General features: G+C 36.4%; 5 protein-coding genes. 1 reads left to right on the top strand and 4 read right to left on the bottom strand.

What is annotated here, in order from left to right; all coding sequences use genetic code 11:
* Nucleotides 1-252 precede the first annotated feature (252 nt).
* Together I6F43_RS19175 and I6F43_RS19170 are read right to left on the bottom strand one after the other, a co-directional pair.
* A complete protein-coding gene (locus I6F43_RS19175; protein ID WP_197103606.1) occupies nt 253-2,046 on the bottom strand; it encodes a choice-of-anchor I family protein in 1,794 nt (597 codons plus the stop codon).
* Nucleotides 2,047-2,129: 83 nt separating this feature from the next.
* Nucleotides 2,130-3,359 (bottom strand): acyltransferase family protein, encoded by a 1,230-nt coding sequence (locus I6F43_RS19170; protein ID WP_197103604.1) that lies wholly within the window; start codon nt 3,357-3,359, stop codon nt 2,130-2,132.
* Nucleotides 3,360-3,503: 144 nt separating this feature from the next.
* On the opposite strand from I6F43_RS19170, the gene I6F43_RS19165 reads away from it, so the two are divergent.
* Nucleotides 3,504-4,346, top strand: coding sequence for a LytR/AlgR family response regulator transcription factor (locus I6F43_RS19165; RefSeq protein ID WP_010555140.1), 843 nt, complete (start codon nt 3,504-3,506; stop codon nt 4,344-4,346).
* Nucleotides 4,347-4,373: 27 nt separating this feature from the next.
* Here the strand turns inward: I6F43_RS19165 and glmU are convergent, their stop codons facing one another.
* Both glmU and I6F43_RS19155 read right to left on the bottom strand, forming a co-directional pair.
* The gene (glmU, locus tag I6F43_RS19160) at nt 4,374-5,732 is read right to left on the bottom strand and encodes a bifunctional UDP-N-acetylglucosamine diphosphorylase/glucosamine-1-phosphate N-acetyltransferase GlmU (RefSeq protein WP_101163105.1); all 1,359 of its coding nucleotides are present in this window, start codon (nt 5,730-5,732) and stop codon (nt 4,374-4,376) included.
* A gap of 243 nt (nt 5,733-5,975) precedes the next feature.
* Nucleotides 5,976-8,078 carry a winged helix-turn-helix domain-containing protein gene (locus I6F43_RS19155; RefSeq protein ID WP_165726814.1) on the bottom strand — a complete coding sequence of 701 codons (2,103 nt, stop codon included), beginning with the start codon at nt 8,076-8,078 and terminating at the stop codon, nt 5,976-5,978.
* Between the last annotated feature and the right edge of the window lie 144 nt (nt 8,079-8,222).

Raw genomic sequence — 8,222 nt, 5'->3', positions numbered from 1 at the left:
TCGCTATGCGTTGGCGTTTCCTGTCTCAGTGGGGTCGCATTATAGGGAGATTCGAGCGGGGGTCAATGTTTTATTTCAGCTTTTTGACAATTAAATGAATTTAGTATGAAAGCTATACAAATAAAGGGCTGCAGGATACTTTTAGTTTAAAAAACACTCATAATTTATGTATCAATTGATGATGTATTAGTAAGGTTTAAACTAAGCTGTATGTTAAACAAACAACACACAGCTTTATTTAAAATTAAAGATTTATTTAGATGCTATTTCCCATACGGCAATAGAGCCTGATATTTCATTTCCAACAATTAAGAGTGGATTTCCTGTTGCACTTTGCTCTGCTGAAACGAATACCATTCCTTCAGGTGCTAAATCGCCTGTAATATTCGCTCCTTTAATTAAGCCTCTATTATAGAAGTAGTCTTCAAATTGCACATTGTATGGATTAGTAATGTCGTAAACCATAATCCCACCCATACGCTCAAGCCCTATAAAAGCAAATGTACGATCGTCAATTTTACCAATAGTCAGCGCTTCAGGCTCTGCGCCTTTATCATCTGAACGTGAGTCACCTTTGTTTTCATCTTCATTATTGTTAAATGATTCACCATGCACCGATGCTGTTATACGTGCTATATCGTCACCTGAATCAAAAACCACCAGCCCATTGCTATCCCAAATAGTAAAAGAACGTGCGCCATAGCCGTAAAGCGATTCGTATTGTCCGTCGTTATTGGTATCGCCTTTTATTGTTGTTACTTTTAAGCGACCAATATCATCATCGTCATTATTTAAGTAATCAAAATTAGCAGCAAGCGTTAAATCTTCAACGCGGCTCTCATCTATATAAGCTAAGCAGCCGTCGTCTTTATCGTAATCAAGTCCGCCCTTTGCTATACAGTCTGCTTCATCCGTTGTATCAAAAAAGTATTCTCTTGCGTCACCTTCGTTGGCAGTAACTATAAAGTTAGCGCCTTTCCAACTAAAGCTTGAGATAGTATCGGGCTGGTACATACCATAGAGCCCTGGGTATGATTTTAAATTCACGCCGCCGTCTTTATCTGAGGCATCAAGTTGTAAGCTTGACCAATCTTTAAAGCCTAAGCCCTTTAGCTCAAGACTGTTGTCTTGTAGGTTAACTATTGCAAGTGCATTGTTTTCTTGAATAGATACATAAGCATATTTGTTATCTTTAGAAATGCTAACGTACTCGGGCTCTAAATCCATAGCTACTGTGGTATTTATTAGATTACCGTTAATAGTACGACCATTTGGGTTTGCAAAAACTACCCCTTGCGCTTCTAGTTCGGTTTGTTTGTTGTTATAGGCTTTAAAATCAATATTTATTGCTGTATCGGCTATTACATTATTTGTTATATCGATAATACTAATAGAACCTTCAGGATCTACGCTGTAGTCGCCACTTGGTTCACCTTCGTTAGCAACCACTACTTTTGCGCCATCGTGGGTAAACGTCACCATGTCTGGTAAAAATCCGACCGTTACGTTTTTAATAAATACAGGTGAGTCGCCACTTATGTCGTAAAACGCAATTTGCCCTGTATCACCCGTGTTTTTAGCCGCCATTGCCACAGCAAGTAAATTGTTATTTTCATCAATAGCAATACTGTTTGCATCGCCTTGGGTGTACTCGCTTAAAGACAACGTAATGACCGAGGTTAAGTTAGTAACGTTTATAACACCTTCGTTATCTTTAACTAGAGCTGTGGTATCAAAGGTATCGGCGGGTAGAATATTAACAACAGCGTCATCGCCTGAACTGTTAATAGCGTAAATCCATTTTTTAGACGCTTGATATGCAACTATTTCAGCTGCTCCTTCTGGGCTTTGTGCATTTAATACCCCCCTTCCTATAAGGCTAATATTTAATGCTGAATTTGCATTTATACCATTTAGCCCATTAGCTCCATCTATGCCTTGTTCTCCCTGTAACCCTTGAGAGCCGTTTTGACCATCGTCACCATCAAGTGAGCAACCAGTAAGAACAGATATAAGTGACAGCGCAATAATTGATTTTTTAAACATGTGATTTTCCTTAGTATTGTATTTGCTAAATATCAACACACAGGCATGACAAGATTATGGCAATTTTAATACAGCCTCTTACTCTAAGTAATTAGCTTAAACGCTAGCGGCGTTATTAAAATTAAAGCGGCCGTATAGCCAATCACTTTTACAGTCGGGGAATAATCTCTTTTAATTACAACCCCTAGCAAAGGTCTAAGTACATCAATTCGTGTAATACCCCATGTAAAAACACCACAAAAAGACCAAGTCCCTGTAATAATGATGAATGGTTCAGCAACAGGCCCTAAACTTAAAGGCTGTAGTAAAAAACACAAAATAATCAAAATGCTTTGATGCAATAAATAAAAGGGAAACACCCATACATTGAGCTGTTTTAAATAGTAAGTATTAAAATTTAAAAATCGGTGAGCGAACGCGAGTACAAAAAATACACCTACAACACGTTGAATATTGTAGCTAGCGCTTAAAATAAAATGAGGAAGAGTAAACACCTTCTGATAACTTAATATTATAAGTACAAACAAAACCGCAAAACTCAAAGCTAGTAATACCAAGTTTTTATTTAAGCAGTTCCAAAAGTAAGTGTTTTTGGCAAGTATGTATCCTGCGAGTAGCAGTATTAAGCCGTTAGTCTCTCTGATTGAATCGCCAGTTAAGTAATGGCTTGTAAATAGTACGGCAATAGTGAGCAAGGTAATTAAAAGCCCAAATGACATATCCCCTTTAACAAATGTTTTTAAAGGCGTAAGAAAAGGCAAGCGTGCAAAAAGAGTTAAAACGATAATGATCAGCATAAATTGCCACAACGAGCGCAAATACCATAAGTGATTTACATCCACATTCGGCCACACTCCAGACTGATAATTAATAAAAAGCGTATTGTTTGTCTCTATAAAAGCTAAATAAAATTGCCAATAGCTAATATCAATAACACCGTGCTGTGACATTTCTGCAAACAGCTGTAAAGGCACTATTAGCCATAGTCCCACCAGCAAGGGTAATAGTAAAAAAATAGAGCGGTATAAGGTGAAATGTAACCAAGACTTAAAGCTGCTTACTTTATCAATCATAAAACGCAGTGCTACGCCCGATATAAACCAAATGAGCAACATGCGCCAAGGTGAAAACACCAACATTAAATATTCAACATACTGTGATGTATAATTACTCTTAAAATGAAACCCCCAGTTTTCGCTATACAACATGCCAATGTGATAAAAAATTAGCGACGCAAATGCGATTACCCTAAGCCAATCAAGATAATATTTACGCGAATTAACTAATGAAGGTTGTTGTACTTGAGTGCTCATGCTTTTACTACTTTATGTATGCTATGCGCTATTCATACCTAAAGCTCTCGCTAAAACTATCTATAAGTGCTTATATTACAAGCAATAGTGATAAAAGGTGGTATACAGGGATAAGCGTGCCACATCAGCAATAAGCATACATTTATGAACCTACAGCACTTTCAACGTTTTCAAAGCATTTACGCATCAGTATTACTGTGTGCTTACGTATTAATTAATAATACAGTAAACGCTACAACCCAAATAATGGAAGCCCAAAGAGAAGGGGCTTTAACTTTTTTAATGTGGGAGCCATTTGTTTGGGAGTATTCAAGTGCCTTGAGTACTTTGCTTATATTCCCTATTTTAATTTGGTTTTTAAGACACTTATCTTTTAATTGGCAAAATATTACAGCCTCATTAGGTATGTACTTTGGTGCCTCTATTATATTTAGCGTGTTACACGTTGGTATTATGGTAGGGGTTCGTAAATTCATATATTTGTTGAATGATGGGTCTTACAACTTTGGACTTAGCTGGTTTGAGCTTATTTATGAATACCAGAAAGACGCTATAAGTTTTGTGTTTTTCATCGTACTTATCAAAGTATATCAATATGTGGTGCAGCAGTTACTAGGTGAAGCCTCTTCAATTGAAGAAAGTGAGCAGCAAACAACATCGACCATAAACCGCCTATTAGTTAAAAAGCTCGGAAAAGAATTCATTATAAAAATAGAGGATGTTGATTGGCTTGAATCATCGGGTAATTATGTAAACCTATATATAGGCTCACGTATATATCCGTTAAGGGCAACGCTTACAGCATTAAGTAAACAACTTGAAGTGCAGGGGTTTTGTAGAATTCACCGCAGCCATGGCGTAAAACTCGATAAAGTGGAGTCCATTACACCACTACCCAGTGGCGACAGTGAAATAAAACTAACAACAGGTAAAGTACTTAACTTGTCTAGACGCTATAAAGAGCAATTTAAACTTCAGCTAAAATAAAAAAGGCTACCTAAGTAGCCTCTATTGTTATTTTTTAACTGGGCGTTTCCAACCCGTTAAATTACGCTGTTTAGAGCGTGCAATTGCTAATTGGTCATCTTCAACGGTACTGGTGATCACAGAGCCTGCACCAATTGTTGCAGTTGCACCTATATTTACTGGAGCAACGAGTGATGAATTAGAACCAATAAAGGCATTATCGCCAATAATAGTTTTTGCTTTGTTAACACCATCGTAGTTACAGGTAATAGTGCCAGCGCCAATATTCACTTTTTCGCCAATTTCAGCATCACCTAAATAACTTAAGTGGTTGGCTTTAGAGCCTTTACCTAGTCGGGTTTTTTTCATCTCAACAAAGTTACCAATGTGTGAGTCTTCTTCCATTACAGCGCCTGGGCGAAGGCGAGCATAAGGACCAAGCGTACACTTATCTGCAACTGTGGCATCTTCAATCAGTGTATTAGCTTTAATAATAACGTTATCACCAATACTACAATTTTTAAGGACACAGTTAGGACCTATTTGTACATTATTACCAAGCGTGACGGTGCCTTCAAAAATAACGTTTACGTCGATAAGTACATCTTCACCGGTGGTAACTGTTCCTCGCACATCAATACGCGCAGGGTCAGCAAGTGTTGCGCCATTTAACATTAACTCTTCTGCTTGCCATGCTTGGTAAGCGCGCTCTAAGCCTGCAAGTTGTACGCGGTTATTTGCGCCCTCAACTTCCATTGCATGGTCTGGCTGAGCTGAAGTGATTTCTACGCCTTCACTGTGAGCCATTGCAACGATATCTGTTAAGTAGTACTCGCCTTGTGCATTATTGTTAGATAAGTTACCTAACCATGTTTTTAATAGCTTACCGTTAACAGCCATAATGCCTGTATTTACTTCGTTAATAAGTAACTGCTCTGGGCTTGAATCTTTTTGCTCAACAATACCAACTAACTTACCACCGGCACGAAGCATTCGACCATAGCCATTTGGGTTTACCAAATTTACCGTTAATACAGCTAAACCATTTTTAGGTGTTGCGGCTAATAAACGCTCTAGTGTTGATTGCTTTGTTAGTGGTACATCACCGTATAAAATTAATACCGTGTCTTCATCATTAACATGAGAGTTGGCTTGCGCTACTGCGTGGCCAGTACCAAGTTGTTCAGCTTGAAGTACCCAATTTACATTGTTATCGGCAAGTTGTTGTTGTAATAGTTCGCCGCCGTGTCCGTAAACTAGGTTTGTAGTCGTTGCACCTAATGCCATCGCATTATCAATAACGTGCTGCACCATTGGTTTACCTGCAACTTTGTGCAAAACTTTAGGTAAAGCAGAGCGCATACGAGTACCTTTACCCGCAGCAAGAATAATAGTTGTTAGAGCCATTAAAACAATTTCCTTTTTTCGTTGTTTTAGCTAAATAAGTCTTATGTTCGATCAGAAGATTACGTAAATCACTTCTTGTGCAAATACTCAGTAGGTTAGTTTATTAGTACTGAATCTTGACTGAAAAAACACACTTAATTGGATGACGTTATTGTAGCGAGGATTGGTGAAGGATATAAGTGAAAATTATCGTTATAGTGCTTTCATTCTTATTAAATTAAAAAGTAAAAAACTCAATAAAGCTTACTTAGGCACTTCTATAGCTTTTACTAGCTTATTATTGTTAATAGTAATAGTGGTAAAGGCTAGAGTACCAAGCTCTTTTGCATAGCTTAGCTGTGTTATCAAACCAACCTTTAATGTGTAAATAAGCTCAGCATTCGCTTTAAAGCCTAAATTCAAATCATATAAATAGATATTAGAGCCATCAGAATGAAAAAGTTTATTATCATTAAGTGCAAATGAATGCTTGTATAGAACAGAGTTTAATTCAAATTCATGGGTTATCAAATTATTCCAACTATCAAAAATCTGTAACTTATTTTGCGCAGAAAGGAATATAAACTTTGAGGTTGAAAGTTGCTCAAACCAAACTGGATTGCTAATTGGTAGCAACATACTTTTTTTGGTAGCCCTATCATATAGGTAAGCCGTGTTACTGGTAGCTGTATCACCCCGCAAAATGTAGCCTATATTTTTGTTATTCAAATACTCTACATTTACAATATTACCATCAACTGTAATAGTATCTTTTAAACTTAACTCAGCAGTGTCGCGGATATCAATTACATTGCTCTTTAATGCTAATAGCTCTTCCCCATCACTTGAAACTTTCATTATTGAAAAATCAATAATGTTTGATTTAATACTCACAGTACCCGTAGCAGTATCTAAAACAGCTAACCTTTTTATTTGTGCATCATTAAGTAAATAATAAATATATCCATTATTAGTGTTCTGAGCGTTGAATGTATTTATATTTTCCGGTGCAATATCTTCTAAATTAAGGGCATCTAAACTGAGTTGATAAATGTGGCGGGTGTACGGGTATTGTGTCGCTAGCATTTCACTTGGGCTCAAAGGTAACGTAGTTGAATAACCTGAAACTCCCTGCATAGATACTTTTTGAAGTAATTTTTGACTAACGAGGGAGTACTGATAAAGAATATTATCAACATTATCGTACCAAAGTAATGAGTTCGATTTTTGATCGTAGTTTAATGACCAGATACGATTTTTGGTCGTATAAAGGTGAGTTTGAGCTCCGCCTTCAGTATCTGCAATGTACAATTCACTAAAACCAAATTGATGGCGCTCGAAAACCACCTTATTTTTATCTTCTATATGAGCCAGAAATTTATCACCGTAAGAATTTAAATTGGGAGAGCTTATTTGATACTCTTCACCCGTTATGAGGTTACGATTCATCAATACAGCAAGCTCATCCCGATTACGGTAACCAAGTTTGGAATATACAAAATTCGTATTATTAACCCCTTCACCAAAAAAAGGTAAATTATTACAATCAAACAAATGCTTTGCTTCACCTATAAAATTACTATCAATAATAAACACTTGGCAGTCTTTCTTGCCACTATTCTGTCTATAAATAATATCACTATTATTATATGACCAACCAACTGGAGTTAATTCATATCCTATTTTAAATAATACCTTTTCTCTGCCTGTAATAAGATCTTTATTGATTAAATAAGACTCTAGCCCTTCATTTTTTGAAACAATAAACGCTAAGTTCTTTTCATTAGGTGAAAGTACAAGAAAACTATGGGTTCCATCTTTCATTGATAAAACCTCTTCTTGGTAGTCTTTGTAAGTTGTTTTTACTTCACGATTTTTGACTGGCCAAATAAAAGAAATTAACAGGATACTAACTAATAAAAGTAGTAGTAACGCCCTTAAGCGAGTTTTATTTATTACAGGTTTTGCTTTTTTTATTACATCTGGTTTATTAAGGTTATCTATGGGGAGGTTTTGGTATTCGCTTTCAATAAATTCAACGCTAGGAACAAAACTATATCCTTTACGATAATGGGTTTTTACTACTAGCTCGCTTTGTTGCGGCGATTTTAATATTTTGCGAAGTTCTGAAATAGCTCGATTAATGGCGTTATCGTCAACATAAGTCTGACACCAAACATCTTCAATTAGATTTTCGCGGGTAATAATCATGTTTTGATTTAAGATAAGGTAACTTAAAATTTTGTACAGTAGTGGCTCTAACTCTTTTTCTACAGTGCCATCACTAATTATTTGCCGCTTTATATTTAAACACCAAGCACCAAATTTGACTTCTACTACTGAATCAGAAAACTCTGCTTGTTTCATTTTTTCACTTACTTTATATCCTTATAGCAGTCTATTCGTTGCTTGATTTTCACAATAAACCACCACACTCCATTAACTGAAGGTTAACAGTTTAGTGTTTCAGTGTCATCTCTTCAGGCACAAAAAAGCCCACTTAAAGTGGGC

The sequence above is a fragment of the Pseudoalteromonas sp. NZS71_1 genome, assembly GCF_015864305.1.
In the GTDB taxonomy this organism is placed as follows: Bacteria; Pseudomonadota; Gammaproteobacteria; order Enterobacterales; family Alteromonadaceae; genus Pseudoalteromonas; species Pseudoalteromonas arctica.
This window is presented reverse-complemented; position numbering and strand designations above follow the sequence as displayed.